Annotated in this window: 19 protein-coding genes and 7 pseudogenes; 10 read left to right on the forward strand and 16 right to left on the reverse strand. The window is 69.6% G+C overall.

Annotated elements, in window-relative coordinates; genetic code table 11:
• Window positions 1-58: 58 nt before the first annotated feature.
• Window positions 59-2266 (forward strand): SpoIIE family protein phosphatase, encoded by a 2208-nt coding sequence (locus ACZ43N_RS38735; protein WP_468104028.1) that lies wholly within the window; start codon window positions 59-61, stop codon window positions 2264-2266.
• Between the two features lie 91 nt (window positions 2267-2357).
• Here ACZ43N_RS38735 and ACZ43N_RS38740 read toward each other — a convergent pair whose 3' ends face one another.
• Entirely contained in the window at window positions 2358-3104 is a 747-nt protein-coding gene (locus tag ACZ43N_RS38740) for a hypothetical protein (protein ID WP_468104030.1), read from the reverse strand.
• A gap of 422 nt (window positions 3105-3526) precedes the next feature.
• The gene (locus ACZ43N_RS38745) at window positions 3527-3655 is read right to left on the reverse strand and encodes a hypothetical protein (protein WP_467482522.1); all 129 of its coding nucleotides are present in this window, start codon (window positions 3653-3655) and stop codon (window positions 3527-3529) included.
• A gap of 392 nt (window positions 3656-4047) precedes the next feature.
• On the opposite strand from ACZ43N_RS38745, the pseudogene ACZ43N_RS38750 reads away from it, so the two are divergent.
• Both ACZ43N_RS38750 and ACZ43N_RS38755 read left to right on the forward strand, forming a co-directional pair.
• A pseudogene (locus ACZ43N_RS38750) lies at window positions 4048-4432 on the forward strand (helix-turn-helix domain-containing protein); the annotation flags it as partial.
• 190 nt (window positions 4433-4622) lie between these two features.
• A pseudogene (locus tag ACZ43N_RS38755) lies at window positions 4623-5165 on the forward strand (IS110 family transposase); the annotation flags it as partial.
• Here ACZ43N_RS38755 and ACZ43N_RS38760 read toward each other — a convergent pair.
• Window positions 5114-5812 (reverse strand): annotated as a pseudogene (locus ACZ43N_RS38760) (transposase); the annotation flags it as partial. The pseudogenes ACZ43N_RS38755 and ACZ43N_RS38760 sit on opposite strands and share 52 nt — an antisense overlap.
• A gap of 204 nt (window positions 5813-6016) precedes the next feature.
• Here ACZ43N_RS38760 and ACZ43N_RS38765 point away from each other — a divergent pair.
• Window positions 6017-6640 (forward strand): hypothetical protein, encoded by a 624-nt coding sequence (locus tag ACZ43N_RS38765; RefSeq protein ID WP_468104032.1) that lies wholly within the window; start codon window positions 6017-6019, stop codon window positions 6638-6640.
• A gap of 44 nt (window positions 6641-6684) precedes the next feature.
• Window positions 6685-7456, forward strand: a pseudogene (locus ACZ43N_RS38770) (transposase).
• A gap of 65 nt (window positions 7457-7521) precedes the next feature.
• Here the strand turns inward: ACZ43N_RS38770 and ACZ43N_RS38775 are convergent.
• Entirely contained in the window at window positions 7522-8121 is a 600-nt protein-coding gene (locus ACZ43N_RS38775) for a TetR/AcrR family transcriptional regulator (protein ID WP_468104034.1), read from the reverse strand.
• Between the two features lie 76 nt (window positions 8122-8197).
• Here ACZ43N_RS38775 and ACZ43N_RS38780 point away from each other — a divergent pair, with 76 nt between their 5' ends.
• The 4 genes and pseudogenes from ACZ43N_RS38780 to ACZ43N_RS38795 form a co-directional block, all read left to right on the forward strand.
• Window positions 8198-9589 carry an APC family permease gene (locus tag ACZ43N_RS38780; protein WP_468104036.1) on the forward strand — a complete coding sequence of 464 codons (1392 nt, stop codon included), beginning with the start codon at window positions 8198-8200 and terminating at the stop codon, window positions 9587-9589.
• Window positions 9586-9783, forward strand: a complete 198-nt coding sequence (locus ACZ43N_RS38785) for a hypothetical protein (protein WP_468104038.1) — start codon at window positions 9586-9588, stop codon at window positions 9781-9783. The genes ACZ43N_RS38780 and ACZ43N_RS38785 overlap by 4 nt, the downstream gene beginning before the upstream one ends.
• Before the next feature lie 27 nt (window positions 9784-9810).
• A complete protein-coding gene (locus ACZ43N_RS38790) occupies window positions 9811-10818 on the forward strand; it encodes an alpha/beta hydrolase (RefSeq protein ID WP_468104040.1) in 1008 nt (335 codons plus the stop codon).
• A gap of 425 nt (window positions 10819-11243) precedes the next feature.
• Window positions 11244-11951 (forward strand): annotated as a pseudogene (locus tag ACZ43N_RS38795) (IS5 family transposase); the annotation flags it as partial.
• On the opposite strand, the pseudogene ACZ43N_RS38800 reads toward ACZ43N_RS38795, so the two are convergent.
• Window positions 11892-12227: pseudogene (locus tag ACZ43N_RS38800) on the reverse strand (hypothetical protein); the annotation flags it as partial. The pseudogenes ACZ43N_RS38795 and ACZ43N_RS38800 sit on opposite strands and share 60 nt — an antisense overlap.
• Here ACZ43N_RS38800 and htpG point away from each other — a divergent pair.
• Window positions 12226-14136, forward strand: coding sequence for a molecular chaperone HtpG (gene htpG, locus ACZ43N_RS38805; RefSeq protein ID WP_468104042.1), 1911 nt, complete (start codon window positions 12226-12228; stop codon window positions 14134-14136). The pseudogene ACZ43N_RS38800 and the gene htpG sit on opposite strands and share 2 nt — an antisense overlap.
• Window positions 14137-14928: 792 nt before the next feature.
• On the opposite strand, the gene ACZ43N_RS38810 is transcribed toward htpG, so the two are convergent.
• The 11 genes and pseudogenes from ACZ43N_RS38810 to ACZ43N_RS38860 all read right to left on the reverse strand — a co-directional run bounded on the left by ACZ43N_RS38810 (window position 14929) and on the right by ACZ43N_RS38860 (window position 26716).
• Window positions 14929-15144, reverse strand: a complete 216-nt coding sequence (locus tag ACZ43N_RS38810) for a hypothetical protein (protein WP_468104044.1) — start codon at window positions 15142-15144, stop codon at window positions 14929-14931.
• On the reverse strand, window positions 15141-15467 hold the full coding sequence (locus ACZ43N_RS38815; RefSeq protein WP_468104046.1) for a Ku protein: 327 nt from the start codon (window positions 15465-15467) through the stop codon (window positions 15141-15143). The genes ACZ43N_RS38810 and ACZ43N_RS38815 overlap by 4 nt, the downstream gene beginning before the upstream one ends.
• Window positions 15464-16171 (reverse strand): hypothetical protein, encoded by a 708-nt coding sequence (locus ACZ43N_RS38820; RefSeq protein ID WP_468104048.1) that lies wholly within the window; start codon window positions 16169-16171, stop codon window positions 15464-15466. Before ACZ43N_RS38820 ends, ACZ43N_RS38815 begins: the two co-directional genes overlap by 4 nt.
• A 35-nt stretch (window positions 16172-16206) precedes the next feature.
• On the reverse strand, window positions 16207-16734 hold the full coding sequence (locus ACZ43N_RS38825; RefSeq protein ID WP_468104050.1) for an SMI1/KNR4 family protein: 528 nt from the start codon (window positions 16732-16734) through the stop codon (window positions 16207-16209).
• Between the two features lie 132 nt (window positions 16735-16866).
• Window positions 16867-17072: pseudogene (locus ACZ43N_RS38830) on the reverse strand (IS5/IS1182 family transposase); the annotation flags it as partial.
• Between the two features lie 159 nt (window positions 17073-17231).
• Entirely contained in the window at window positions 17232-17912 is a 681-nt protein-coding gene (locus ACZ43N_RS38835; protein ID WP_468104052.1) for a TetR/AcrR family transcriptional regulator, read from the reverse strand.
• A 74-nt stretch (window positions 17913-17986) separates the two neighbouring features.
• On the reverse strand, window positions 17987-19690 hold the full coding sequence (gene atzF / locus ACZ43N_RS38840; protein ID WP_468104086.1) for an allophanate hydrolase: 1704 nt from the start codon (window positions 19688-19690) through the stop codon (window positions 17987-17989).
• Window positions 19691-19695: 5 nt separating this feature from the next.
• Window positions 19696-23283: an urea carboxylase gene (gene uca / locus ACZ43N_RS38845; protein ID WP_468104054.1), complete on the reverse strand. Its 3588-nt coding sequence runs from the start codon at window positions 23281-23283 to the stop codon at window positions 19696-19698.
• Window positions 23280-24089: an urea amidolyase associated protein UAAP2 gene (locus tag ACZ43N_RS38850; RefSeq protein WP_468104056.1), complete on the reverse strand. Its 810-nt coding sequence runs from the start codon at window positions 24087-24089 to the stop codon at window positions 23280-23282. The genes uca and ACZ43N_RS38850 overlap by 4 nt, the downstream gene beginning before the upstream one ends.
• Before the next feature lies 1 nt (window position 24090).
• The gene (locus ACZ43N_RS38855) at window positions 24091-25041 is read right to left on the reverse strand and encodes an urea amidolyase associated protein UAAP1 (protein WP_468104058.1); all 951 of its coding nucleotides are present in this window, start codon (window positions 25039-25041) and stop codon (window positions 24091-24093) included.
• A gap of 73 nt (window positions 25042-25114) precedes the next feature.
• On the reverse strand, window positions 25115-26716 hold the full coding sequence (locus ACZ43N_RS38860) for an amino acid permease (RefSeq protein WP_468104060.1): 1602 nt from the start codon (window positions 26714-26716) through the stop codon (window positions 25115-25117).
• Window positions 26717-26791 lie beyond the last annotated feature (75 nt).

Below are 26791 nucleotides of genomic sequence, written 5' to 3' on the forward strand. Positions count from 1 at the left end.
CGATGCCGTGGATGAGACGGCTTGGGGGGATGCGGCGGGGCGCGAGCGATGGAGCGGCATGGTGGGGCTGCGGCACCGGGATGGCCGACGGCTGGAGCGGCGGCTGCTGGTACACCGCCGGACGCCGGCCGACGGTGTCGCGGAGTGGGTGGTGCTGTCCGCGGTGTCGGGCGGACCGTCCGCTCCCCGGAGCGAGTCGTCGAGGCTCACGGATGAGGCGTGGAGTGAGTGGGGGTTTGACCAGTCGCCGTGCCTTCTGGCGGTCTTCGACGCGGATCTACGGCTGGTGCGGGCGAACGCCGGCATGAGCCGTGCACTGTCGCTGACCGAGGCGGAGATGCATGGGCTGCGCCTGCCCGAGATCGCGCCGCATCGCGTGAGCGATGAGGTGGAGGCGAGGATGCGTCTGGCGCTGGAGGGCGCCGGGGTGCAGCAGGTTCAGGCCTTCATCGGCCCTTCGGGTGTCAGTGCGGATCAGGGCCTGCCGGCCTCGCTGGCCGCGCTGAAGGATGCCGACGGCCGGGTGCGCGGGGTATGTCTGGCGGCGCACCACACGCTGCCGGAGCACCTGGACCGGGAGCGGATGCACTGGCTCAACGATGCTGGGGCCCGTATCGGGACGACTTTGGACGTCCGGCGCACGGCACAGGAACTGGCCGACGTGGTCGTCCCTCGGCTCGCGGACTTCGCCGTTGTGGATCTGCTGGATGCCGTCCAGAGCGCCGACGAGATGACCGGCGTGCCCCCGGCCGGGCCCGTGAGCATGGGCCGCGTTGCCGTGCGGTCGGTCCTCGACGACGGCGGCGTCTTCGCGTCGACGGTGGCCGAGTCCTTGCGCTACCCGGCCTCCTCACCGGTGGCCCAGTGCCTGGCCCTGGGCCATGGCACCGTGTACCGGGTGAGCGACCCGGCCATCGCCCGGTGGGCGGCGAACGACCCGCAGGCCGCCTGGATCCGCCGGGCGGGGACCCATTCCGTGATGGTGGTGCCGCTGCAGGCCCGCGGCACCACCTTCGGCGTGGCCCTCCTCGGGCGTCACCAGCGCCCGGAGCCCTTCGGGACGGACGACCAGTGGCTGGCCGAGGAGCTCATGGCCAGGGCGGCTGTTGCCATGCACGGCGCCGGCCGCCGTTCCCGGGGACGCACCACCACGATGACCCTGCAGCGCAGTCTGCTGCCGCAGACGCTGCCCGATCAGGGAGCCCTGGACATCGCCACCCGCTATCTGCCTGCCGGCAGCGGGGTCGGCGTGGGCGGCGACTGGTTCGATGTGATCCCGCTGTCCGGCACGCGGGTGGCCCTCGTCGTGGGTGATGTGGTCGGCCACGGCATCCGTGCTTCGGCCACCATGGGCAGGGTGCGTACAGCCGTGCGTACCCTCGCCGACGTCGACCTGCCACCCGACGAACTGCTCACCCACCTCGATGATCTCGTCATCCACCTGTCCGCCGAGGAGGGCGGCACGCCGGGCACGGCCGAGAGCAGCGGGGTCATCGGCACCACCTGCCTGTACGCGGTCTACGACCCGGTCTCTCGCCGCTGCGCGATGGCCCGGGCCGGCCATCCCCCGCCCGCGGTGGTCACACCGGGCGGCGCCGTCCACTTCCTCGATGTCCCGCCCGGCCCGCCCCTGGGCCTGGGCGGACTGCCCTTCGAGACCTTTGAGACCGTCCTGGACGAGGGCAGCCTGATCGCCCTCTACACCGACGGTCTGCTCGAAGCCCGCGACCACGACATCGACGAGGCCCTGGACAAGATGTTCCAGGTTCTCGCCCGCCCCGCCGCGACTCCCGAGACGGTCTGCGACCGCATCCTCTCCTCCGTGCTGACCCACCGCCCGGACGACGACATCGCCCTGCTCATCGCCCGCACCCGGGCCCTTGACGCCGACCGGGTCGCCACGTTCGACCTGGCCTTCGACCCCGCGTCCGCCGCCCAGGCCCGCCAGCTGGCCACCGACCGGCTGACCGCCTGGCACCTCCAGGACGCCTCCTTCGTCACCGAACTCGTGGTCAGCGAACTGGTCACCAACGCCATCCGCTACGGCCGTCCCCCCATCCAGCTGCGCCTCATCCACGCCGACACCACCCTGATCTGCGAGGTCTTCGACTCCAGCAGCACCGCCCCGCACATGCGCCGAGCCCGGATCTTCGACGAGGGAGGACGGGGCCTGCTCCTGGTCGGCCAGCTCGCCCAGCGCTGGGGCACGCGCCACGCGCCCACCGGCAAAACCGTCTGGGCCGAACAGTTCCTCACGACGGACTGAGGCCGACAAGGCGACGGGGTGAAGACCGTCAAGGCCTTCACCCCGTCGCCAGGGGGCGTCACTGTCGCGTGCCGCCACTGTCATCCGCGCCCTACGCGGCCGGGGCCGGTTCAGCGGGAGCCGGTTCAGCCGGGGCCGGGGCCGGGTCAGCCGGGGCCGGGGCCGGGTCAGCCGGCGCGGGGTCGGCCGGGGGCGGGTCAGCCGGCGCGGGGTCGGCCTGGGGCGGGTCAGCCGGCGCGGGGTCGGCCGGGGGCGGGTCAGCCGGTGCCAGCTGCTGCTTCTTCTCCTCCTCGGCCTTCTTGGCTTCCTCGGCCTTCTTGGCTTCCTCAGCCTTCTTGGCCTCCTCAGCCTTCTTGGCCTCCTCAGCCTTCTTCTCCAGCTCCTCGATCTGCTTTTCGTTCTTGAACTGGTTGTTGTTGTTGATGTTGATATTGATGATGTTGATGTTGATGTTGTTCTGGATGAAGAAGTTGGCCTTGTTGTAGCTCTTGACGAAGTAGCGCGGCTTGCCATTCTTCATCGTGTAGAAGCACTTGTGGTCGTCGTCCCAGTAGAACTTGACGTTCTTGTACCAGCACGAGTACTTCTTATTCTTGAAGTGCTTCTTGTGGTAGCTCTTGTTCCAGCAGTACTTCTTCCCCTTCCACTTCCCCTTCCCCTTGCCCTCGTGGGTGCCGTCCAGGGCCTTGGTCACCGTCGAGTCGGGCGTGGCCGCCGTCGCCGTACTGACCGGCAGGATCACGGCCCCGCCGATGACGACGGCCGACGCGGTCAGGGTCGCCAGGCCCAGCGTCCGCTTACTACGGACGCCGTCTCGCTGGCGGATAATGCGCTTCATGATTGTCTCCTTGTGAAGTGAAGGGCGCTTTTCTCGCGCCCCGGGGCCTCGGTCTCTTTGCGGTGTTTCCGGTGAGGCCCGCACTTCAATGAGGCCAGAATCGCCGACCAGGGTCACGCTCCGAAGACTCGGGACTTGACGTAGGAGAAAAGGTGCGCAAGTGCGTGTCTCTGATCCCCGGATCCGAGTCACTATCGGCCTGCACCGGCAGGACGGCCAGAAAGACATCGCAGCCGCCCTCAGACGAGCGGCCCGCGACTAATGAGGGCGGGTAAAGCCGCGGAGGTGACGCAGCAGAGGCCGCCTGCCCCACGCGGTGGCGGCCTCCACGAACTGCCGCTGACACTGAGCATTTTCAGCGTGACCACCTATCAGGTGACAGCTCCGGCGCCTCTGGCGTCAAGCACTTGCCGGGGAGACAGTCAGTTGAAAGCGTCGGTCATGCAGTCCACCCGGCAGTCGGCAGCCTCATAGCGCTGGCGGAGGGCGGCAGCTGCTTCTTCGCGCTCCACGAAGAGGTACCCGTAGTGCTGGCGCGCCACCCTGGTCACGTCTCCGACCGTCACGATGGCCGGTTCGCCGTGTGCGGCCCGTCGACGCGCTCCGGCGATTGCCATGTCCGCAGAGCGCAGCAGGTTTCTGGAACGATCCCGGCTCACAGCTGCCTGGGCGCGTTTCGCCGAGAGGGGACGCAGGACACGTCCTCTCCAAACGTAGCCGGCGGCGACAAGGATGAGACCGAGCGCTACGAACAGGAGTCCGCCTGGGGCGTGAGGTCGCATCTATGCAGTCTTCACCACTCGCGTGGTGATCGTCATGCCCTCGTCGGCGGCCGATTGTCGGAGCGGCGACTTGGTGTCAGTGATCCCTTGCGCAACGCACGAGGCTCCCGTGCCGTTGAGGGAGGTGTTCGAAGTCTCAACCCACAGGCACAGGAGCCGCATTGGTTGCGTATTCTGCCGCACTCGACCTGCCCTCACGCCCTGGTCGAGTGGGTCACCATGCTCATCGTCACCCGCGTGGGTGACCGCCGCTCCAAGCTCCCACCGCAGCAGCGTGCCCTGGTCGGCCTGGTGTACCTGCGCCGGCACGACACCCTCGCCCAGCTCGCTGCCGGGTTCGGCATCTCCGTCGGCACCGCCCACGCCTACACGACAGCCGTCGTCGACCTGCTCGCCGACCGGGCTCCCGGCCTGCTGCGTGCTTTGCGCGAGACGGACCCGGACTACGTCCTGCTCGACGGCACCCTTGCCGAGTGCGACCGGGTCGGCGACAGCCGAGCCGACTACTCCCACTGTGAGGATGGTGGCCGTGTCGTTCTGGCCACGGCTTGACTCGTACTCTCACTGGCCGCTTGTGCCCTGTGTTTGATCTGTCAGCCCGGCTGGAGCGGCACGTACCGGCGCTGGACCGGTGGAGCGTGTCCCGATAGAGGCCTTGGCCTCGAAGGCACCGTCACAGTCCTGACCGCTCCACCGACCGGCGCTGACTATCGGTACGTCGTCGAACAGGAACACCGTGACCACCCTCGGCATGTCCGTTGCCTTTCCTTCTGTCCACGCTGTCAACGCCGCGGCCCAGCCGCGCGTGGTGGTGCTCGGCGTCGACATCCACAAGGACGTGCACGTCGCCGCCGTCCTTGACCACCTTGGCAGGCTGCTGAGTAGTGGGGAGTTCCCGGCCACCGCGGCCGGCTACCGCCACCTCCTCAACTGGGCACGCCAGCGCGGGACAGTGCTGCGGGCCGGGGTGGAGTGCACCGGCTCCTACGGTGCGGGCCTGGCCCGCTACCTGGCGACCCAGCAAGTTGCGGTGGTGGAAGTTAACCAGCCCGACCGATCCACCCGGCGCCGCCGCGGCAAGACCGACGCCGTCGATGCCGAGGCTGCCGCCCGGGCCGCGCTGTCCGGCATCGCACGGGCGCTACCGAAGAGCGGCGACGGGCAAGTAGAGGCGCTGCGTATGCTCCGGTTGGCGAAGAACTCCGCGGTCAAAGCCCGCACTCAAGCGCTCAACCAGCTCAAGTCCGTGCTGGTCAACGCTCCGTCCGCTCTGCGCGAGGGCTGGGGCAGGGCCAGCCTGGTGGCCTCGATGTGGTCGGTGGCGGTGTTGGAGCCCGCGTTGCCGGGCCGCAGCAGGCCCACGACCGGCTCCCCCGACCCGCCCCGGCCGTGGTCGACGAGCCCCATCATCGGGTGGTGTCCGAACGTCTTCTTCCAGGTCGCGGCGGCGTCCTGCTTCTCGGAGTGCGCCAGGACGAGGACCCCCTCGATGTCCACGATCACCTGCCCGCCAGCGTCCGGCGCCGCATCCCCGCCCAACCGCCACACGTGTTCGCGCACTTCAGCACGGGCGGCGCGCAGCCCGGCCAGGACCCGATCTCCACCCGACGCCAGCTTGCTGATCAGGCGGGAGACCGTGGGGTCGGAGGCCACCGGCCCGAACACGGCCGGCTCGGCCCGCAGTACGGCGACGTCGGCCAGGCAGTCCTCGCCCAGCGCGACGGCGAGCGCGACATCCAGCAGGATCTTGCCCGGATCGTGCACCGCCCGCGGCTTGCGCCACGGCACGAGCGCCGCCGATATCGCCGCATCCAGACCGGACTTGCGGACCGTCTCGACCAGCAGCACGGCCCCGGCCTGCGAGACGACTCCGCGACCGCCGCCCTCGACGCGGACGCGCGGGTAGGACCCGATACGCTTCTTCACCTGGAAAGTGCCTCCGGCGGTGGCGGGAACAAGGACCTCAGCAATCCTCATTCTCGCTGGTCAGAGGTACTTTCTGCTTTCTTGATCATCAGCCGGACAGCCCGCCTCGTAGTGCGCGAGGCTAAGGGCTGTCCCGTAACTGGGCTGCGCCTCCTTGCCGATCCCGGATCCCGCCATGTCAGTGGCTGGTGACAGGATCGAGAGGTGCTGATCAAGGGATACGACGTTGGCCCGCTGGTGCCGGGTGAGTCACTTCTGGTCCACCCGGGCTTCTGGTCGAACTACCTCATGGCGATGTGTAGCGACGGGGGGTGTGTCGAGCGCCCGGTTCCGGAGTGGTTCGGCGAGGACGGCGCCGATGCCGACGCCCTGTCCGAGGTCCTCTTCGATCCTGAACGCTGGCCAGTGTTCAGGGTGCCGGTAGAAGACGGCCCCGGAGCCGTGGTGATCTACCGCAACCTGGACGGCGACTACGGCACCGACTACCTCCTCACCCAACCAGGCAGAAGCTACGTCGAGCAGATCGCCAGCTGGGACGGCGACTTCTCGGGCACGGGGCTGACGTGGCTCGAACTGGTCCGGATCGCCGACAACCCAGCCCTGGCGGCCGAAGGCGTCCAGGACACAGTCACCCGCCTCCTGCTACTGCTTCCCCTCCTCACCGACCCGGACGTGCCGGAAACAGCATCCGCAAGGCTTGTCGCCGCCCTGACCGTAGTCGGCGCGCCGCAAGACACTGCGTCCATCGCGGCGGAGCATCTGCTGGCCCACCTCACGAGGAGATCCCGACACGACCCCACGTGGGCATCTCCGCTGAGCGGCAGCTGACAGGCGGGCCGAACCGTTGATCACACCCGTGGAACGATCTTGATATGGCTGGTGCGATCACGGCGTCGGAGTCTTCCTGGATAGCCCCGTTCTCCGGGCTGAGTCCTCGTGCCTTCGGGAAGCTGGTGACGGGTCTGCGGCGCGAGGGTGCGGACGCGGTCCGCAAGGGCCGGCCCTGGTGCCTTCCGCTGGAAGACCGGGCCCTGCTCGTCGTGGCCTGCTGGCGCACCAACCTGACCATGCGACAGCTCGCCCCGCTGTTCGGGGTCTCGAAGTCGGCCGCGGACCGCATCATCGACCACCTCGGGCCGATGCTCGCTCTCCGGCCCCGCATGCGGTTCGCGAAGGACGCCGTGCTCGTCGTGGACGGCACGCTGGTCCCCACGCGTGAGCACACCATCGCGGAGCGGTCGAAGAACTACCGGTACTCCACCAACCATCAGGTCGTCATCGACGCCGGCACCCGGCTGGTCGTCGTGGTCGGCCGGCCGCTGGCCGGGAACCGAAACGACTGCAAGGCGTGGGATGAGTCCGGCGCCAAGGCCGCTGTCGGCAAGACCACGACGATCGCCGACGGCGGCTACCCCGGAACCGGACTCGTCATCCCGCACCGCCGCGAGCGCGGCCAGACCGAACTGCCGGAGTGGAAAGAGGAACACAATCGGTCCCACAAGCAGGTCCGGGCCCCGGGTTGAGCACGTCTTCGCCCGTACGAAGACCTGGAAGATCCTCCGCGACTGCCGCCTCAAGGGGGACGGCGTCCACCACGCCATGCTCGGCATCGCCCGGATGCACAACCTTGCTCTCGCCGGATAGACAAGCGGGTCGCACGGCGGCCCACCATGCCTGAGGCAACCCGAAGATCATTTACGGGACAGCCCTTAAGTATCCCGCTGCGTCTCCGGATTGGTAGCGGGCAGCAGTGCCTTCACGTGCTGCCACGCCTGTTCGACGGTGAGCGTGGTGTCGCCCGTCAGCAGGGCCACGCTCAGCCCCTCCATGAGGGCGACCACTCGCTGCGTGAGCGTTTCGACGTCGTCGGTCAGCTCGCCGAGGATCCGGGCGATATCAGCGCGCCAGGCGGCGTCGAACTCGAGTTGGGCCTCGCGCAGGGCGGGCTCGTGCATCACCCGCGGCCACAGCTCGACCCAGAGCAGCCAGCGGGGATCACCGGCGGCGCGAGGGAAGTTGAGCATGCACAGGTCGTGCAGCCGCTCCTCGGCCGAGCTATCGGACTCCAGCAGAAGTTCCCGCTGCTCGGCCAGTTCGCCCTCGCTCCAGCGGAGCAGCTCCAGGAGCAGCCCGCTCTTACTGCCAAAGTAGTAGGAGAGGTGACCGGCGCTCGTGTCCAGGCGCCGCCCCAGCTCGGAAAGGCTCAGATCAGCCAAGCCGCGCTCGACGAGCAGCGCCCACGCCTCCTGCATGACCCGCTCGCGCGGACGCTCGAGTCGGCGGTGTCGCCTGAGATTTTGTTTGGTCACCTCTTGACTCTAGCCACGGGGAGCCCCACATTGGCGCGAGGCCCATTTTGAAAGCCTTTCAATCCGAGGAGTCGTTATGGCATCGCCCCCCGGCGAGATCACCGCCGAGCCTCCCGCCGATCCTCCCGACCGGGCGTCGAGACGGCTGAAGCCGGTGCTCGGCGTGACGGCGGTGATCATGCTGACCGTCTCGTGCATCACGCCGGCCTCCAGCCTCTTCATCATCGTTCCGGAGCTGCTGGCCACGCAGGGCTCGGGGGTCGTCATTGCGTTGCTCCTCGGCGTCGTGGTCTCGATCGCCGTAGGCGCCTGCTACGCCGAACTGGGCACGCGCACCCCGAGCTCGGGCGGTGAGTACGCAATGATCACCCACACGGCCGGGCGCACGCTCGGCTGGCTGACCTTCGCGCTGACGGCCGCCCTGCTCGTGATCATCCCGCCGGTCATCGCGCTCGGCACGGCGGACTACCTGAGCTCCATCGCCGACCTCGATCGGGCCACCACCGGTGCGGTGGTGATGCTGCTGGCCGCCTGCACGGCCATCCTCGACGTCCGCGCGAACGCGTTCGTGACCAGCTGTTTCCTCGCCCTGGAAGTCCTCGCGGCCGGGGTGGTCGCCTACCTCGGCTTCGCGCACGCCGAGCGCCCAGTGAGCACGCTGGTGCAGCCCGAGGCGCTGACCGACGGGACGCTTTCCCCGTTCACGCTCGGCGTCGTAATGTCCGGGCTCGTCGTCGCGATGCTCATCGTCAACGGCTTCGGCACCGCGTCGTACCTGGCCGAGGAGATGATCGAGCCGCGCCGTGACGTGGCGCGCGCCGTCTTCGGCTCGATCTTCATCGCTGCGACGGTCATCATCGTGCCGACAGCCGCCGTCGTCGTGGGCGCTGGATCACTCAAGGACCTGGGGGTGCTGGGCTTCCCCGACTTCGTCGAGGCCTGGGCCGGCCCCGGCGTCGCCGCCGCGGTGAGCGCCGGCATCGCGCTGGCGATCCTCAACGCCGTCATCGTGATGGTGCTGCAGAACGGCCGCGTGATGTACGCGTCGGGGCGTGACCAGGCGTGGCCTGCTCTGGTCAACGCCGCACTCACCCGGCTGCATCGGCGCTTCAACACGCCGGTCGTGGCGACGCTGGCGGTAGCGCTGCCCGGCGTCGTGTTCGCCTACTTCTTCGACATCGAGGCCCTGCTGGGTATCACCGGCGTCATCGTCGCCGCCGTCTACCTTCTGCTGGCCGTCGGGGCGCTCGCTGCCCGTCGTACTCCGCATGCCGGTTGGAAGATGCCGCTGTGGCCGCTGGCTCCAGTGGTGGTGATCATCGCCCTGGCCTACGCCGTGTCCCAGTCGGCTCCGGTGGACCTGGTCATCACCGCCGGAATCGTCGCCGCCGCGCTCGGCTACGAGGTGCTGTACCTGCGCCCTCGTCGTGACACCCGCTTCCTGGTGGACGCGAGGGAGGACCGATGAACCATAGGGAGTCGTCACCAGTCCTGGTCCTCGGCGGGAATGTGTACACCGTCGACCCGGCCGTGCCGCACGCCGACGAAGTCGCGGTGCGCGACGACCGGATCGCGCGGGTCGGCGACGCCGTTGACGTGCCCGCGCGGGTCGTCAACGCCATGTTGGCCGCTTTTGACCGCGAGGGCACGAATGTCCATTGAGAATTGCGCAACCGACAGGGGGCCGCAGTGAAGGTCAGTCAGCACGACAGCCTCGATCCTGAGCTACGGGCACCGTTGGAAGAGCTCCTCGAGGCCTTCCCCGGTGGGGTGTGTGCCATCGAGGACCTGGCGGAGCGTAGGCGCATCGATGCCATGCATGCGGCAGAGATGGTCGAGGCTGTCAAGGCAGCCCAGACTTGCTCCACCGAGGACGTGTGGGTGCCTGGTCCGGTGGGGTGCGCAGACGTGCCCGTACGCATCTATCGGCCCAGGCGGCTTGAGCCGGCCTCGCCGGCCGTGTTCTTCATCCACGGCGGCGGGATGTGCCTCGGTGACATCGACTATGAGCACGGAGCGGCCATAAAGATCTGCGAGGAACTCGGGGCACTCGTCGTCTCCACCGGCTACCGCAAGGCGCCTGAACATCCACACCCGGCACAGGTCGACGACTGCTACGCCGCCCTCAGCTGGATGAGCAACAACGCGACATCCCTGGACTTCGACCCAGGACGGTTGGCGGTCTTCGGGGGAAGCGCGGGTGGCAATCTGGCCCTTGCCACTGCCCTCAAGGCGAGAGACCTCGCAGGACCTGCGCTCTGCCATGTCATGGCCCTCTACCCGATGGTCGACCACCGCAACACCACACCGTCGGCTCACGAGGTCACGGAGATCGGGGTGTGGGACCGAAGGAACAACGTCGAGGCCTGGGAGTGGTTCCTCGCCGGGCAGGAGCCTGACGGATATGCCGCTCCGCTGCACGCAGAGGACCTGGCCGGCTTGCCGCCAACGTTCATCGACGTGGGAACCGCCGATGTCTTCCGAGACGAGGACCTCGCCTTGGCGCAGCGGCTCCTCGCCGCAGGTGTCACCACGGAGCTACACGTCTATCCCGGGGTCTATCACGCTGCGGAGCACTACGCGCCCGACGCGGAAGTGGCCCGCCACATGTGGAAAGTACGGTTCCGTGCACTTCGCAGGGCTCTCGGCATACAGCCCGTTCTGATCGACGCCGAGGCGAGTAGGCGTGACAGTTGACGACCGTCGTCGGCCCGGAGACCTTCGTGTCGCGCCAGCGCGTTCCCTTGAGGTGTTCGGGTCCGACCAACCTCGGGCTGAAGGACCGTGGGTCGTCCTCCCATGCCGGGAGACCATCAATACGTCCTGTTCCACGTCGGAGCTCATCGGTGCCGGCATGTCCGACCGCCACCGGTCATGACGATGTGGCTCAGGTGTCACCGGCGTTCATGGACCGAGCGGTTCAGGACACACAGGCGTCCCTTGGGCCCGACCTGTGCTGCTGAAACCCTTTTCGGTCCTCGTTCAGTGCCCTCGGTACCGGTTCAGCACGATCTGGTAGGACTCCGTTAAGTTGCTCTGGCTCTTCGGTTTGGGCTGGTGGTGGAGCTTCTGGGCAGGGGGCGGTGGCAGGTGGTGCAGGTGCCGGTCCAGCAGTTCAGCAGATCCTGGATGGTGTCGAGGATCTGGTACCGGATGAGTCATGGACGCTGTTCCGGCGGGTGGAGCCGCCAACGGAGGTCATACGTCCGCAGGGCGGCGGCCGACGGCGGGCGGGTGACCGCACATGCCGGGCGGCGATCATCTTCGTAGCCACCTCCGGTTGCACCTGGCGGCAGTTGCCCCCAGTGTTCGGCCCGGCCTGGCCGACGGTCTACCGGCGCTTCGCCCGGTGGAGCCAGGACCGGGTCGGGGCCCGGCTCCACCGCATCCTCCTGGACGAGCTCGGCGCCTGCGGCGACCTGGACTGGTCGCGGTGCGCCATCGACTCCGTCAGCCTCAGGGCTGCAAAAGGGGGCCACTGACCGGACCGAATCCGACCGACCGCGGCAAGAACGGATCGAAGATCCACCTGATCACGGACCGGAACGGGCTACCTCTGTCGCTGGGCATCTCCGGCGCCAACATGCACGACAGTCGACAGTCTGGGCCTGAAGCCGCTGGTACACGGGACCCCACCGATCCGCTCGCGGCGCGGCCCGCGTCGCAGACGACCGGCCAAGCTCCACGCCGAGCGTTCCCGGCTGCGGATTTGCGACCTTCGCCATAGCCACGAGGTTGCTCTTGGAGAGGACCTCCACCAGCAGTGCATACGGGCGGTCCGCCTCCGGCGCTGCGGGAGCGACGCAGTACGGCCGGTCGTAACCAATCGGGACCACACCCGTCGGCTCGATGAACCCCACCACCGTGATCGTGTGCTTGGTCGGCAGCGGCAGGCGGGTCGTTGCGGCGAACCACGAGCGCCCCATCACCTGTCCGGCGCGTCCCCGACATGGACAAGTAGTTCGACATTGGTGCGAAATGTGCCGTCTGGGCCGTGGCTGGTGAGCGGCTGTCGTCCCGTCTTTTCGGCCACTGCTCTGACGTGGTGTTTTACAGTGGCATCCACCAGTTCCGGACGACAGGACCTGTGAGGTACACGCGACCATGCCGACTGAGACGTTTGAGTTTCAGGTGGAGGCCCGTCAGCTGCTGCAGCTGATGATCCACTCGGTCTACTCGAACAAGGATGTCTTCCTGAGGGAGCTCGTCTCCAACGCCTCCGACGCGCTGGACAAGCTGCGTCTCGAGAAGCTGTGGAACGACTCGCTCGACGCCGATGTGTCCGACCTGCACATCGACATCGACATCGACAAGGACGCCCGCACGCTCACCGTGCGGGACAACGGCATCGGGATGTCGTACGACGAGGTCGGGCGGCTCATCGGCACGATCGCCAACTCCGGCACCGCCAAGTTCCTGGAAGAACTGCGGGAGGCGAAGGACTCGGCCGGCGAGGAAGGACTCATCGGGCAGTTCGGCGTCGGGTTCTACTCCGGCTTCATGGTGGCCGACGAGGTCACCCTGCTGACCCGCCGCGCAGGCGAGAGCCAGGGCACCCGCTGGACCTCGCGCGGCGAGGGCACGTACACGCTGGACACGGTCGACGACGCCCCGCAGGGCACTTCCGTCACCCTCCACCTCAAGCCCGCCGACCCCGAGAACCAGCTCCACGACTACACCTCCCCGTGGAAGATCAGGGAGATCATCAAGCGGTACTCGGACTTCATCACCTGGCCGGTCCGGATGGTGCCCGAGCGTTCCACCACGGCCGACGAGAGCGGCGAGGCGCCCGAGCCCGAGACGCTCAACTCCATGAAGGCGCTGTGGGCGCGCTCGCGTGACGAGGTGTCCGACGACGAGTACCACGAGCTGTACAAGCACATCGGCCACGACTGGCGCGACCCGCTGGAGACGATCCGACTCCAGGCGGAGGGCACCTTCGAGTACCAGGCCCTGCTGTTCCTTCCCGCCCACGCCCCGCACGATCTGTTCGCAGGGGACGCCAAGCGCGGCGTACAGCTGTACGTCAAGCGCGTGTTCATCATGGACGACTGCGAGGCGCTGCTTCCGCCGTACCTCCGCTTCGTCAAGGGCGTCGTCGACGCGGCGGACCTCTCCCTCAACGTGTCCCGCGAGATCCTTCAGCAGGACCGCCATATCGAGATGATGCGGCGACGGCTGACGAAGAAGGTCCTGTCCACGGTCAAGGACCTGATGGTCAAGGATCATGACCGGTACGCCACGTTCTGGCGGGAGTTCGGCACCGTCCTGAAGGAGGGGCTGGTCACCGACTCGGAGAACCGCGACGCCATCCTCGCCGTCGCCTCGTTCGCGACCACCCACCACGACACCGAGCCGACCACGCTCAAGCAGTACGTGGAGCGGATGAAGGACGGCCAGGACGACATCTACTACCTCACCGGCGAGTCCCGGCAGAGCATCGAGAACTCCCCGCACATGGAGGCGTTCCGGGACCGCGGCATCGAGGTGTTGCTGCTCACCGACCCCGTCGACGAGGTGTGGGCCGACGCCGTGGGCGAGTACGAGGGCAAGAAGCTGCGGTCCGTCGCCAAGGGCCAGATCGACCTCGGCGCCAAGGACGAGGACACTCCCGACCCCGCCCGGGAGAAGCAGACCGAGGAATACGCCGGGCTGCTCGGCTGGATGAAGGAGCAGCTGGACGAGGACATCAAGGAAGTCCGTCTGTCCTCGCGCCTCACCGTCTCCCCGGCGTGCGTCGTATCCGAGGCGCACGACCTGACTCCGGCCCTGGAGAACATGTACCGCGCCATGGGTCAGGAGGTGCCCCGCGCCAAGCGGATCCTGGAACTCAACCCGGACCACCAGCTCGTCAAGGGCCTCAACCAGGCGTACAAGGAGCGCGAGGACCGCACCGCCCTCGCCGAGTTCGCCGAGCTCGTGCACGGCCTGGCCGTGCTCGCCGAGGGCGGCCAGCCCAAGGAACCGGCCCGCTTCGTCAAGCTGATGGCGGACCGTCTGGAGCGCGCGCTGTAACTCGCCCGCGTCGCATCGCGGTTCGCCGTTCACGGTTCGCGGTTCGCGGTTCGCGGTTCGCGGTTGGGTGCGTAATCGGCGGCGTTCGGCCCTTTCCCTACCAGGGACTTGGGCCGCGCCGCCGATCGGAGTTCGAGCAGACCGGTGACAAGATGTGCGCAACTTCGGTCATGCCGCCCCGCCGCAGCCGGGGGCCTGTCGCGTTCTGCGGGCGTGAACGACTGAAGGTCCGGCAGAGCTTGGCGTGGACCGCGTTCCTGCGCGCCGCCAACGCGTTCGTCGACACGGTGTGGAGGCTGCGCGGCGTCGACCCCGACCACCGTACGGAGGTGCTCCACACCAGGAGCGAGGCTCTGACGGACACTGCTGATCAAGGAGAGCTGGCAGCACTGGGGGAGCCGGAACCCGAGGCGGGTCCTCGCCTGTGCTCGCGCCCCTGTCTGCTGGGAACTGCTCGGCGCCGAGGCGCGGCGGCTGCGGCCCCGTGCCGGCTTTCCGGCCGAGCGGGACGCGTTCACCGTGGCTGTGCCCGAGCACCTGGAGGCGAACCGCAGGGTGTGCTCCCGGGCACGATGAACATCGGCCGGTTCGCCTCGCGGTTCACCGCAGCGCATCCGTCCGGCCCGAGCAGCGCCACGCCGTCGATGAGTTGGAGCGGCTCGTCGCCGTCCTTCCTCCGTTGCTCGACGTGTCTGTTCAACAGCTCACGGATACGTACGAGGGAGCGGAAGGCCCGACGGTACGACCGTGAACCAGCCCGCAAGCGCCCGACCTGGCGGAGCCTGACGGAACCTAGTCGGTTCCGCGGTCCATCACACGGCGGGCCGCCTCGGCCTCGGCCGCCGCAGGGGACAGCTCGTCGAGGGTGTCGAGCTCGGTGTCCGCTTCCAGCTCCCGTTCCCAGGTCGCCGCGAGCTGTTCCTGCTCCGTGCGTGGCTTGGTACTGACGTCCTCCCGGTGCTCAGGGTCCAGTGCCGCCAGGAATCGTTCGACCGGGTCCTTCCTCATGCCCGTGCTCCTTGTCGCTGGTGGGGGCGCCGCTGACGGCCCAGCATGTCCAGCCGCCCCCGGCCCCAGCGGCTCGACGCGAGATCGTCCTCGGAGAGCGGCAGCATGCGTCCGTCCGGGAGGGCGACACCGCGCCCGACCGCGGAATAGGGAATCTCACGGCCCTCCGCGGCACAGAAGCGCCGGTGCTGGACACGGCTGCCGTCGACGGTGTGGATCTCATGGAACCGCACGGGGTGCTCTTCGGCGGCGGCGTACAGCTGGACGGGGATCGCGACCATTCCGAAGGCGATCGTGCCGGACCAGGTGGCTGTGCCCCTCATGCCTCCAGCGTCGGGCGCCGCAGCTCCCGCCGCATCCGGGAACGAGCCGCGGCAACAGGCTCCGACCGGCCCCTTGTCGTCAGCGCCGGCGGAGTTCCTCGGACCAGTGACGGAGCTGCTCCTCGAGGGCGAGGTTGTCGCCGCGGGGCCACGGGCTGGAGCAGCTGGGCGCACACGGCCGCTTCGGCGGCGAGGCCGGCCGGGCTGCCCAGGACGGGGAAGGCGTCGCGGACGCGGGCGGCGGTGTCCGGCCGGGGCAGCGTGCAGGCGTAGAGCGTGGCGGCGTCGAACCCCTCGGGAGCTCGCCCCCATGCCTCCCAGTCCCGGAACCGCAAGGGCTCGGTGAGGTTCGCCCAGTGCAGGTCGGAGTGGGCAGTGGTCCAGCAGGTCACGGCGGGCGCCGGGATTCCGACGAACTCGGGGATGGCCTGGTCCATGTACTGCTGTCGTACGGCGACGCGGTCGGTGCCGACGGCCGACACCTTCGCCAGCGTCCCGGCGAGGTAGGCCCACCAGGAGTCTGGCAGCTGGAGGTCGTGCTGCAGGATCGGGTCGTCGGACAGGGCCGGCTGGTCGACGCGCGCCGACAGTTCCGCCCGGTAGGCGGTGCCGTCGTCGACGGCGTCGTGGACGGCCAGGAGCGCGGGCCGGGGCCCGTCGAGGTCGCCGAAGGCGTACTGGGCATCGAGGGCGCCGTCCCACAACTTCCCCGACGCCTTGCTCTCCGGCGCGGACCGCGTCAGCGGCAGAGCTTGTCCAGGTCCTCCGAGAAGGACGGGAACTCAGCCTGTGCCTCGGTGATGATGTCCCGGGCGGGTCGGCGCGCCGTGGTGGCGTGGCGCTCGGCGAGTTCGGTCAGTGCCGGGTTCGGTCGCGCTTCGCGCTGCTCGTACTCGACGACCTCCATCGGGCCGAGGCCGTCGGCCAGCAGCCACAGGAAGTCGGACAGATTTCCGGCCACGATGCCACGCTCGCCCTCCGAGCCCAGGAACACCACGGGCTGTTCGGCGAGGGGGCGGCCCGGGCGCACACACCACAGAGCGACGAGGCCGCCGGTGCCGTCCTGTCCGAAGACCCGGTAGGCGTCGCCGTCCAGTTCGTGGTTGCCGGTCCAGTTGCGGATCCAGTCGGTGGTCTCCTCGGCGGAGTCGAAGGCGTCATAGGGCTCGAAATCCACGCCCTCGCCGTCGTCGTAGTCGAACTCCACCTGGGCGACGGCGGCCAGGGCGGGCGGGAAGCGGCGGTCGTCGCCGGTCGTCTCGATCATGGCCGCAGGCTAGCCGCCGCCACTGACAACGGCCCTGGCCGACGGAGATGTCCACGGAGGGGCGCGGTTTCGCCGCCGCGGCCAGGGCCTCGTGCACGGGGTGGGGTCCCTCTTTAGTCCGGAAAAGTTGCAGGCGAGGTGGGGTGCGGCCTGGTAGGCGATGGCGGGTTTGTCGGTTCGTGTGGCCAGGCCGCGCCACTGCCTGAGGCGGTTGGTGCACCGCTCGACGGTGTTGCGCACTCGACCGCGTGCCGCTGCTTGTGATCATCCTTGTCGCACTTTGGCGGCCGGCCATCGCGCGATCCGCGCTTGAGGCGGTTGTGGACCCGGTCCGACGGACTCGTGGCTCGAGCAGTGGCCAGGACGTGGCCTCGGCCGGAGTCAGCGGCGCCATCATGAGTGGCGTCGTCGCGGCTTCCGCCGCCCTGGAGCGAGATGCCTGAGCGACCTCGCGACCGCGACCGGGTGAGCAGCGGCTCGGGGCCGCCGACCGCCGGTCACACGAGGTGGCCCAGCAGGACGCGTGCTTCGTCTCTGGCAGTGGCCACCGCCGACTCGCCGAGGCCGCACAGCCGCAGGCACGACGACGCGACGGCGTCCGTGTCGGCCGCTTCCGGCGTACGGAGGTGCCGTATCTGAATGACGACCTCCACCAACTGGATCAGCAGTTCACCGATCCGCTCGGGCGACAGGCTGCGGGCCACGCCCTCGGCCGCCGCCAGCGCGCCGAGATCACCGTAGCTCTCCTGCAGCCGGGCACGGTCGGCGCGAAAGCAATCGAACCGCTCGGCCCTCACTTCCGGCAGCAGGTAGAGCGTGCCGATGTTGTAGGGAGTGCGGGACAGGGTCTGCACGTCCGTCACGGCCACCGAGTAGAGCGCTGCGGCCGCGCTCGCCCTCTCGGGTACCAGTGCCCGGATCCGCTCCACCATCGCCAGGCTCGGCCGTACGGAGGTGGCCAGCAGCTCGGCGAGGATCTCGTCCTTGGTGGCGAAGTGGTAGTACAGCGAGGCCTGCCTGATGCCCACCCGCTCGGCGATCATGCGGGTGCTGGTGGCGGCGATGCCGCGTTCGACGAAGAGAGCCCCGGCGGCGTCCAGGATCTGTTCGCGGGCGGGGACGCCGGTGTCGGACGACGGCGTGTGGCGGGGTCTTCCCTGGCGGGCTCGCGTCGTCATGGTCCCATCCTGCCACCCCGGTGATGGGCACCCGGTCGCAGCCTGCGACCGGGTGCCCGCCCCGTTGATCACGGTCACGCAGACGCCAGATAGGCGCGCCAGCCGCCGAAGTGGGTGATGTCGGGAGCGTTCTCGACGGCGTACGGCTCCACCAGGAAGCCGCTGACCTGCCGTCCGTCGGCCAGTTCCACGGTGCCGATGGTCATCGGTGCGGGGATCGCGGCGGTCAACGCACCGAACCCCGCGGCCGGCAGCCGCCAGATCTCGCCCTCGATTCCTGTTCCCGTACCGTTGCCCGCTCCCCTGCCGCCGTCCGTCCCGTTTCCGGCCTCCGGCCGGCTCTCGGCGACCCGGACCAGGCCCGGCTTGGGCGGCTCGGTGGCCAGGGCGTGCAACCGGTAGATGCCGGCCGTGCGCGCCGGGCCCACCAGTGTGCCGCCGGCCTGTACCAGCTGAGCGTTGAGCGGCTGTCCCACGAGGTGGGCGCCAACCACGAACAGGTCGAGTCCCGGATTGGCGAACCGCTCGGCCAGAGCAGCCAGAGCGCGGTCGGAGAACGCCGGGCCGGTGAGCATCACGCCGAACGGCAGGCCGTCCACGAATCCGGCGGGAACGGCGAGCGAGGCATAGTCCAGCAGGTTGGCGAAGTTGGTGAAGAGCCCCATCCGGGCATTGGCGCCGACCGGGTCGGCCGCCACCTCCTCGAGCGTGGGGTGCCAGGTGGTGGTCGGAGTGAGGAGGGCCGCGCAGCCGTCGAGGGCCGCGCGTCCTGCGGCGCCGAGGGCGGCGAGCCGGGCGGTGTCGGCGGCCCAGTCGGCGGCGGTCTTCTCCTTGCCGGCCAGGACGATGGCGGCCACGGTCGGGTCGAGGGCGGTGCCGATCAGGTCACGGTGCTTGTCCAGGTGCTCGCCGACGGCGGCGTACCGCTCGGCGACGAAGGCACCGCCGTACAGCAGCCGCGCGGCTTCCAGCAGGGGGGAGATGTCGGCCTCGACGATCTCCGCTCCGGTGCTCTCCAGCCGGGCGACTGCGGCCTCGAAGGCCTCGCGCCAGCCGTCGGCCAGGTTCTCGAGGTGCTCGGCGGCCGGGACGGCGACTCTGGGCCGCGCGGCCGGGGCCGGAAACTGGGCGCCGGTGCGGGAAAGCGGGTCGGCCGGGTCAGGGCCTTCGACGATCTCCGCCGCGGTGCGGGCGAGCCGCAGGTCGCGGGCGAAGACGGTCACGCAGTCCAGGGTGTAGCAGGCGGGAACCACCCCGGTCACGGGTACCAGGCCTTTGGTGGGCTTGACCCCGACGATGCCGTTGAGGGCCGCGGGCACCCGCCCGGAGCCGGCCGTGTCCGTGCCGAGAGCGATGTCGGCGACCCCCAGGGCGACCGCGACGGCGGAGCCGGAGGACGACCCGCCGGAGATGCGGGCCGGGTCCCAGGCGTTGCGTACCCCTCCATGGGGGCTGCGGGTGCCGACCAGGCCGGTGGCGAACTGGTCCAGGTTGGTCTTGCCGAGCACCACCGCGCCCGCCGCGCGCAGCCGCGCCACGGCGGGCGCGTCGGCGGTCGGCCGGTAGGCGTAGGACGGTGCGGCGGCGGTCGTGGGCAGGCCGGCCACGTCGATGTTGTCCTTGACGGCCACGGTCGTGCCGGCCAGCGGCAGTGCCGGGTCTGTCCCGGCCGCTTCGGCGAGCACCTCGTCGCGGGGCCTTAGGTGGATCCAGATCTCCGGCCGGTCGGCGGACTCGATCCGGTCGTAGGCGGCCTCTACACGTTCGGTCGGAGTCATGGCGCTCATGCCTTCACCGCCGCGAGTACCTGTCCGGGAGCGACCTGGTCCCCTGGTTCGACGTAGATCTCCAGGAGGGTTCCGGTCACGGGGGCACTTACCTTGGACTCCATCTTCATCGCCTCCAGCGCGAGGATCGGGTCGCCTTCGGCGACGGTGGTGCCCGGCTGTGCGACGGTCTGCCAGACGGTGGCGGTGAACGGCGCGGTGACCGCCACCGCGTCGGCGGGGACGGCGACGGCATCGGCGGGCGGGGGCTCGGGGTCGTCGTGCCGGTCGAACTCGCCGGCGAGCCGCCAGCGTTCCTTCTCGGCCTCGAACGCGGTGCTCTGCCGCTTCCGGAAGGCGGCGATCGAGTCGGCTTCCGCGGTCAGGAAGGCGTTGTACTCGGCGATCGAGAACGTGCCCTCCTCGGTGTCGAGGGGGCCACGGCCGGCGTCGGTCTCGGCGCGGAGTTCGAGCAGTTCGTCCGCTGTGACGGGGTACCACTCGATGCGGTCGAAGAAGCGCAGGGCCCACGGGTTGTCCTGGAACAGGCCGCCCCTGCGGAACCGGTTCCAGATCTGCACCGTGCGGCCGACGAACTGGTAGCCGCCAGGGCCCTCCATGCCGTAGATGCACAGGTAGGCGCCGCCGATACCGACGGAGTTCTCCGCGGTCCAGGTGCGGGCGGGGTTGTACTTGGTGGTCACCAGGCGGTGCCGCGGGTCGAGCGGGGTGGCGACGGGCGCGCCGAGGTAGACGTCGCCGAGGCCCAGCACCAGGTACGAGGCGTCGAAGACCGTGCGGTAGACGTCGTCGGCGGTCTCCAGACCGTTGACGCGGCGGATGAACTCGATGTTCGAAGGGCACCACGGGGCGTCGTCCCGCACGCCGGCCATGTACCGCTCGATGGCGAGGCGGGTCGCCGGGTCGTCCCAGCTGAGCGGCAGCCGCACGGTGCGGGAGGGGACCACCAGTTCGTTGGTGGGCGGGACCTCGTCCTCCAGTTCGCGCAGCAGAGCGGTGAGATCGCGGGCCTTCAGCCGGCGGGCGTCGGTGTGGACCTGCAGGGAACGGATGCCCGGGGTGATGTCGACGATGCCGTCGGGCCCGTGGGCGGCGAGGGTCTCCTGGAGGGCGTGCACCCGCATACGCAGCCCGAGGTCGAGCACCATGGGTCCGTACTCGACGAGGACGTTGTCGTCGCCGTCCCGGCGGTAGGTGACGCCGGGACGGGTGTCGGTGGCCTCCAGACGGCCCAGTACGCCGTCGTCGCCGTCACCGCCACCGCTGATCAGCGTGGGCGAGGCGCGGTGGTCGTCGAGGGCGGCCGCGTCAGCCTCCTTGACCGGTACGAACCGGACGGTGTCGCCGGGACGGAGCTGGCCGAGCTTCCACAGTTCGCCGCTGGCGACCACCGCGGGGCAGACGAATCCGCCGAGGGAGGGCCCGTCGGGGCCCAGGATGATCGGGGTGTCACCGGTGAAGTCGAGGGCGCCCACCGCGTACGGCGTGTCGTGGATGTTGGAGGGGTGCAGTCCGGCCTCGCCGCCGTCCTGGCGCGCCCAGTTCGGTCGGGGTCCGATCAGACGGATACCGGAGCGGGCCGAGTTGTGGTGCACCTTGTAGTCGGTGGCGTAGAGGGTGTCGATGTCCTCGCGGGTGAAGAACTCGGGTGCCGCGTGCGGCCCTTCGGTGACACCGATCCGCCAGTGCGAGGTTATCGCGGGACGGCGCTCGGGCGGGGTCGGACCGCCGGTGGCGGTTCCGGGAGCCGCGGGCCGCAGCACGTCTCCGGCGAGCAGCGCGCGGCCGCCGTGTCCGCCGAAGCCACCGAGGGTGAACGTCGAGGCGCTGCCCAGGTATTCGGGTACGTCGAGCCCGCCCCGGACGCCCACGTAGCTGCGCAGGCCGGGCCCCTGGGCCGCGCCGAGGGCCAGCGTGGCACCCGCCGGAACGTCTATCGGCTCCCACATGGCAGTCGGGATGCCGTCCAGGGTGACCGGAGCGGGGGCACCGGTGACGGCGACCACCGTGGCGTCCGAGAACCGCAGGGTCAGACCGCCCGCGGTGACCTCCAGCGCGGGAGCCTCGGCCGGGTTGCCGACGGCGAGGTTCGCTTCGGCGAAGGAGACGGGGTCGAAGGGGCCGCTCGGCGGCACTCCCACGTGCCAGTGGCCGAGTCGGCCGGGAAGGTCCTGGACGGTGGTCATCGGTCCCGGCGTCAGGACGTCGATGCGCGGTTCGGGGTCGGTGGTGGTGGCGAGGGTGCTGGTGCTGTGTGCGGCTTCGCGTACCTCGTCCCGCGCCGTCAGCGAGCGGAGCAGGCCCAGATTGGTGACGATGCCGTCGACGCGGCTCGCGGCCAGGGCGTCGCCGAGCGCGTCGAACGCGGCGTCGCGGGTGGCGCCGTGCGCGATCACCTTGGCGAGCATGGGGTCGTAGTACGGCGAGATCTCCAGGCCGGCCTCCGCGAAGCCGTCGACGCGGACACCGGGCATCTCGTCGGTGCCCTGGCCGGGGAAGACCGCCCGGGTGAGCAGGCCCGAGGACGGCAGCGAGTCCTTGCCGGGGTCCTCGGCGTAGACCCGGGCCTCCACGGCGTGTCCGGCGGGTATCCATTCCTGTTCGAAGACCGCGTCGTCGACCCGGCCGTCGCGGGCCAGGGCGAGCATGAGTTCGACGAGGTCGACGCCGTACGCCTCCTCGGTCACCGGGTGCTCGACCTGAAGCCGGGCGTTGACCTCCAGGAAGGCCGCCTCCTCGCGTACGGGGTCGTAGACGAACTCCACGGTTCCCGCGCCGCGGTAGCCGACCGACGAGAGCAGTCGGCGCGAGGAGTCGTGCATCAGTGCGCGGACATGGGCGGGCAGGGCGGGCGCCGGGGCCTCCTCGATCACCTTCTGGTTGCGGCGCTGGAGCGAGCAGTCGCGGTCGCCGATGACGGCGATCCGGCCCGTGCCGTCGCCGAAGACCTGGACCTCGACATGGCGGGCCGGGCGCACGAGGCGCTCCAGGAACACTCCGGCCGAGCCGAAGTTGGACTCGGCGAGCGCCGCGACGCGGGCGAAGGCCTCGCGCACCTCCGCGGCGGTGGCGCATGCCTGCATGCCGATGCCGCCGCCACCGCCGGTGGCCTTGACCATGACGGGAAGCCCGATCGACTCGGCCGCGGTGGCCGCGGCCTCGGCGCTCTCGAGCAGTTCCGTCCCGGTCAGCAGCGGGACGCCGGCGGCTTTGGCCAGGGCCCTGGCGGTGTGCTTCTCGCCGAAGTCGGTGATCTGGTCGGCGGTCGGGCCGGCGAAACTCAGGCCGACGTCCTCGCAGGCACGGGCGAAGGCGGTGTTCTCGGAGAGGAAACCGTAGCCGGGGTGGATGATGCCGACGCCGTGGTCGAGCGCGGCCTCGATGATCGCGTCGCCGCGCAGGTAGGAGTCGCGGGCGGGCGCGGGACCGAGGCGGACGGCGTGGTCCGCCTCACGGACGTGTGGGGCGGCACGGTCGGCGTCGGAGAACACGGCGACGGTGGTCATGCCCATCCGACGGGCTGTGCGGATGACGCGGCGGGCTATCTCTCCCCGGTTGGCGACGAGGACGGTGCCGGCGGTCACCGGGCGGCCTCCGGAGCGTGGGGACCCGGTACGGACTGCGGGCTGTCGCCGGTGCTCGCGGGGTTCCGCGGGTCCACGACGATCATGCGGAGCGGGGTGGGATTGAAGTCGTTGCACGGGTTGTTCATCTGCGGACAGTTCGACACGATCACCAGGACGTCCGTCTCGGCGCGCACCGCGACCCGGCGCCCGGGCGCGGACATGCCGTCCACGATGCCCAGCGCGCCGTCCGCCTCGACGGGCACGTTCATGAACCAGTTGAGGTTGGACACGAGGTCCCGCGCCCCCAGGCCGCGCCGTGAGGCCTCGGCGAGGAAGTTCTCCCGGCAGCCGTGATGGAACCGCACGTGGTGGCCGTAGCGCAGGGTGTTGGACTCCTTGCCACAGGCGCCGCCGATGGTGTCCTGACGGTCGATCTCGTTGGCGACGACGGTCATCAGCGGCCTGCCCTCGTTGCTGCGCAGGACGGTGCCGGTGCGCACATAGGCGTTGCCCTGCCAGGCCAGGGTGTCGGGAACGCTGTAGCGCTCCTCGGGGTCGTGGGCGTCGTAGAGCAGGCAGTCGGCGGACTGGTTGCCGCCGACGTCGACGATCGTGAGGACGTGCCCCTTCTCCACCACCGCTGACCACGGGGCGTTGGGTGCCACTTTCTCGTCCAGGACGACGAGGCCCTCGATCAGGCTCGCCGCCCAGTCCAGGACGGTGCCCTCGGCGTACACCGCGCCGACCGGCACGGTGGAGGCGACGGTTCTCCCGGAGACTGTGGGGTGGTCGGTCATGGTGTGTTCGGCCTGAGTGGTCGCCATGTCACAGTCCTCGGGCTTCGCAGTAGTCGACGGTGTTGAGGTACGCCCGGTGCAGTTCTGGCGTGGCGGTGAACCGCGGCTCGTCAGGGCCGGTCGGGGTGCCGCGCCAGGCGTGTACGCGCAGAGGTCCTACGACGTACTCGGGGCGCGGGTCCAGTGGGTGGGCGACGTTGGCGATCAGCACCAGCAAGGGCATCTCCGCGGTGAGTTCGACATGGGCGCCGGCGCCCGCGCTGCCCCGCCAGGCGAGGGTGCCGTCCGGCTCGACGCGTACGCCCTGGAAGAAGGAGATGCCGGGCGGCAGATCCCGTCGGCTCAGGCCGTGTTTGGCCGCCGCCTTGACGAAGAGTCCGCGACCTGACGGGGACGGTCCCTCGGGACGGGCGTCACCGTACTTGTGCTGGTTCCAGGTGTCGGTCGTGGTGCCGCAGAAGGCGTCGTGCCGGTCGGACGAGTCGCCGGTGATCACGGCCATGACCCGGCCGTCGCCGGACAGCAACGGGTGGTTCTCGCCCAGGTAGGCCTGCCACGGAATCTTCTGGGTGTCGGCGACGTTGAGTCGCTCGACCGGTTCCAGGGCGTTGAAGAGCAGCAGGTGGGCGCAGGCGTCGCCGGTCGGGTCGTCGAACCGCAGCCGGGTGCCACGGGCGAGAACCTTGTGGGTGTAGCCGCCGGGTGCCACCGTCTCCGCCCACAGCAGGGCCTCCGGATCGACACCCGGCGGACAGTACGGACTGCCGGACGCGGGAAGGTACGGCATCCACTCGCTTGTCAGTCCGCTCTGGGCCCGGGCGTCGTCGCGGGCGCTGCGGACACTTTCGGTCAGATGCAGGTCCCGCACGCCGGCGGCTGTCTGCCCGGTGGGGTGCTTCTCGTGACCGCCCTGGGTGGGCTGTTCTCCGGGGTGTGGGTGGTGCGGCTCGGCGGCCGTCGACCCTTCGGCCGTGGTCATGGGTGTCCCGTCATCCTTTCGTCGGTGTGTCGTCGGTGTGTCCGGTGGTCGGTCACCGGGGGCTGGGCCGTCGTCAGGCGGGCTCGGGAACGGCCTCACCGGTCGACTCGATGTGCGTGTGAGGGATGTGCCTCAGCTCGATGTGGCGGTGCAGTCGGCGGGTGAGGAAGAAGACGGCGCCGACGGCGAGGCTGAGTCCGATGAAGAGCAGAGCGCTCCACCGCAGCCACCAGGTGCCCTCGGTGAGGTCGTAGATCTCCGGTCGGGGCCATACGAGGTTGAGCACCATGCCGACCTGGAAGAGGACGGCGAGGGCGTTGACCGCTGTTCCCCAACGGCCCAGGGAGAACAGCGGCCGGCCCGCCTCGTCGACGCCGTCCGGGAAGGGGTCGGCGCTGCGCTTGCGGATACGGGACACCAGAAGCGGCAGGGTCACGCCCAGGTAGGCCAGGTAGAGCATGGCGATACAGAGACTGGAGAGGGCGGTGAAGATGGCCGACTGACGGACGTTGACCAGGAGCGCGATCGCGGCGCCCACCCCCACCACGATCGACGTGGTGATCGGCGTACCGGTGCGGGCCGAGACCTTGCCGAGGTGCCGGTGGAAGGGCAGGGCGCCCTCGCGCGCCATGGAGTAGATCATTCGGGCACCGGAGGTCTGCACGGCCAGGGTGCAGACGAACACCGCGACAGCCACGCAGCACAGGAGCAGTCGGCCCAGAACGTCTCCGAGCCGGTCGGTGAGGACCCAGGAGAGGCCGCCGGTGGCCAGGTTGCCGTCGGTCAGGCTGCGCGCCGCCATGAGCCCGGAGAGGATGAGCAGCGCACCGCCGATGCCCGAGAAGACCAGCGCCCGCAGGATGGTCCGGGGCACGGTACGGCGCGGACTGTGCGTCTCCTCCGCCAGTTCGCCCGCCGAGTCGAAGCCGACCATGACGTACGCCGCCATCAGCGAGGATGCGAGGAAGGCCCCGAAGTAGCCGCCGTCGCCGGTCCAGCCGGTGTGGTGGGCCACCACCTGCGGGCCGCGCTCGGGGAGGAGGAAGAGGACCAGGACCAGCGCGATCACGCCGACGATCTCGACGGTGACGCCGAAGCTGGTGGCGGTGGCCATCTGGCGGATGCCGAGGATGTTCACCACGGTGGTGATCACCAGCAGGAGGCAGCCCAGGAGAACGGCGTTCTGAGCGCCGGTCGGGGAGGCGACGGACGGGTCGGCGTCCGCTCCGCCGACCATCTGGAAGCCCGACCAGATGGCGGGCAGCACGGCCTGTGCGGCGATCGCGGCCGCCGCGACGGTGAGGATCTGTCCGATGATCATGATCCAGCCGGTGAACCAGCCGGCGGTGGTGCCGGACAGCCGGCTCGACCACTGGTAGATCGCACCGGAGATGGGCCAACGCGCCGCCAGCTCGGCGAAACAGAGCGCGACCAGCAGCTGGCCCACGAAGACCAACGGCCAGGTCCAGAAGAACGCCGCCCCGCCCAGGCTGAAGCCGAGGCCGAAGAGCTGGAAGACGGTGGTGAGGATCGACACGAAGGAGAAGCCCGCCGCGAACGAGGCGAAGCTGCCCATGCCGCGGCGCAGTTCCTGCTGGTAGCCGCCGAGAGCGGGACTGGCCGTCGTATCGCTGTCGGCGGGACGTGATTCAGGGGTGAGCTCTGACCGGTTCATGACCGCACCTACGATCGGGAATACCTGTCGAACGACAGGTAATGGCGATGGTGAGGCCGGAGAGTCTCCGGTGAG

This window comes from Streptomyces sp. NPDC030814, from assembly GCF_055572155.1.